Raw genomic sequence first — 2350 nt, forward strand, 5'->3', positions numbered from 1 at the left:
CTCTATGAATGATTTCCAACCATTCTGAGGGAACCTTTGAGCGCCTCCGTTACCTTTTGGGAGGCGACCGCCCCAGTCAAACTGCCCACCTGACACTGTCTCCCACCACGATCAGTGGTGCGGGTTAGAAATCCAACACAGCGAGGGTAGTATCCCACCAACGCCTCCACGTAAGCTAGCGCTCACGTTTCTAAGGCTCCTACCTATCCTGTACAAGCTGTGCCGAATTTCAATATCAGGCTACAGTAAAGCTCCACGGGGTCTTTCCGTCCTGTCGCGGGTAACCTGCATCTTCACAGGTACTATGATTTCACCGAGTCTCTCGTTGAGACAGTGCCCAAATCGTTACGCCTTTCGTGCGGGTCGGAACTTACCCGACAAGGAATTTCGCTACCTTAGGACCGTTATAGTTACGGCCGCCGTTTACTGGGGCTTCGATTCGTGGCTTCGCAGAAGCTAACCACTCCTCTTAACCTTCCAGCACCGGGCAGGCGTCAGCCCCTATACATCACCTTACGGTTTAGCAGAGACCTGTGTTTTTGATAAACAGTCGCTTGGGCCTATTCACTGCGGCTCTCCGGAGCGTACACCCCAGAGAGCACCCCTTCTCCCGAAGTTACGGGGTCATTTTGCCGAGTTCCTTAACGAGAGTTCGCTCGCTCACCTTAGAATTCTCATCTTGACTACCTGTGTCGGTTTGCGGTACGGGCACCCCTTTTCTAGTTAGAGACTTTTCTCGGCAGTGTGAAATCAGCGACTCAGGGGAACAATTCCCCCTCCTCATCACAGCTCAGCCTGACGAGTGCCGGATTTGCCTAACACTCAGCCTTACTGCTTGAACGTACATCCAATCGCACGCTTCGCCTATCCTACTGCGTCCTCCCATCGCTTAAAACGAAAGTGGGTGGTACAGGAATATCAACCTGTTATCCATCGCCTACGCCTATCGGCCTCAGCTTAGGACCCGACTAACCCAGAGCGGACGAGCCTTCCTCTGGAAACCTTAGTCAATCGGTGGACGGGATTCTCACCCGTCTTTCGCTACTCACACCGGCATTCTCACTTCTAAGCGCTCCACATGTCCTTGCGATCATGCTTCAACGCCCTTAGAACGCTCTCCTGCCATTGTCCGAAGGACAATCCACAGCTTCGGTAATATGTTTAGCCCCGGTACATTTTCGGCGCAGCGTCACTCGACTAGTGAGCTATTACGCACTCTTTAAATGATGGCTGCTTCTAAGCCAACATCCTAGTTGTCTGGGCAACGCCACATCCTTTTCCACTTAACATATATTTTGGGACCTTAGCTGGTGGTCTGGGCTGTTTCCCTTTCGAACATGAACCTTATCGCCCACGTTCTGACTCCCAAGTTAAATTGATTGGCATTCGGAGTTTGTCTGAATTCGGTAACCCGAGAGGGGCCCCTCGTCCAAACAGTGCTCTACCTCCAATAATCATCACTTGAGGCTAGCCCTAAAGCTATTTCGGAGAGAACCAGCTATCTCCAAGTTCGATTGGAATTTCTCCGCTACCCACAGTTCATCCGCTCACTTTTCAACGTAAGTCGGTTCGGTCCTCCATTCAGTGTTACCTGAACTTCAACCTGACCATGGGTAGATCACCTGGTTTCGGGTCTACGACCAAATACTCATTCGCCCTATTCAGACTCGCTTTCGCTACGGCTCCACATTCGCTGCTTAACCTTGCATCAGATCGTAACTCGCCGGTTCATTCTACAAAAGGCACGCCATCACCCATTAACGGGCTCTGACTACTTGTAAGCACACGGTTTCAAGTTCTTTTTCACTCCCCTTCCGGGGTACTTTTCACCTTTCCCTCACGGTACTGGTTCACTATCGGTCACTAGAGAGTATTTAGCCTTAGGAGATGGTCCTCCTAGATTCCGACGGAATTTCACGTGCTCCGTCGTACTCAGGATCCACTCAAGAGTGTATTCATTTTCGACTACAGGATTATTACCTTCTTTGATGTAGCTTTCCAACTACTTCGTCTAACAAATACATTTGTAACTCCGTATAGAGTGTCCTACAACCCCAATGAGCAAGCTCATTGGTTTGGGCTCTTCCCGTTTCGCTCGCCGCTACTCAGGGAATCGAATTTTCTTTCTCTTCCTCCGGGTACTAAGATGTTTCAGTTCTCCGGGTCTACCTTCTGACATGTTATGAATTCACATGTCGATAACACGACATAACTCGTGTTGGGTTCCCCCATTCGGAAATCTCTGGATCATAGCTTACTTACAGCTCCCCAAAGCATATCGTCGTTAGTAACGTCCTTCATCGGCTTCTAGTGCCAAGGCATTCACCGTGCGCCCTTAATAACTTAATCT

Annotated in this window: 1 rRNA gene; it reads right to left on the bottom strand. The window is 50.0% G+C overall.

Annotated elements, in window-relative coordinates:
* Window positions 1-2349, bottom strand: a 23S ribosomal RNA gene (locus tag CD126_RS01530); the annotation flags it as partial.
* Between the last annotated feature and the right edge of the window lies 1 nt (window position 2350).

The sequence above is a fragment of the Staphylococcus pettenkoferi genome (assembly GCF_002902685.1).
Lineage (GTDB): Bacteria > Bacillota > Bacilli > Staphylococcales > Staphylococcaceae > Staphylococcus > Staphylococcus pettenkoferi.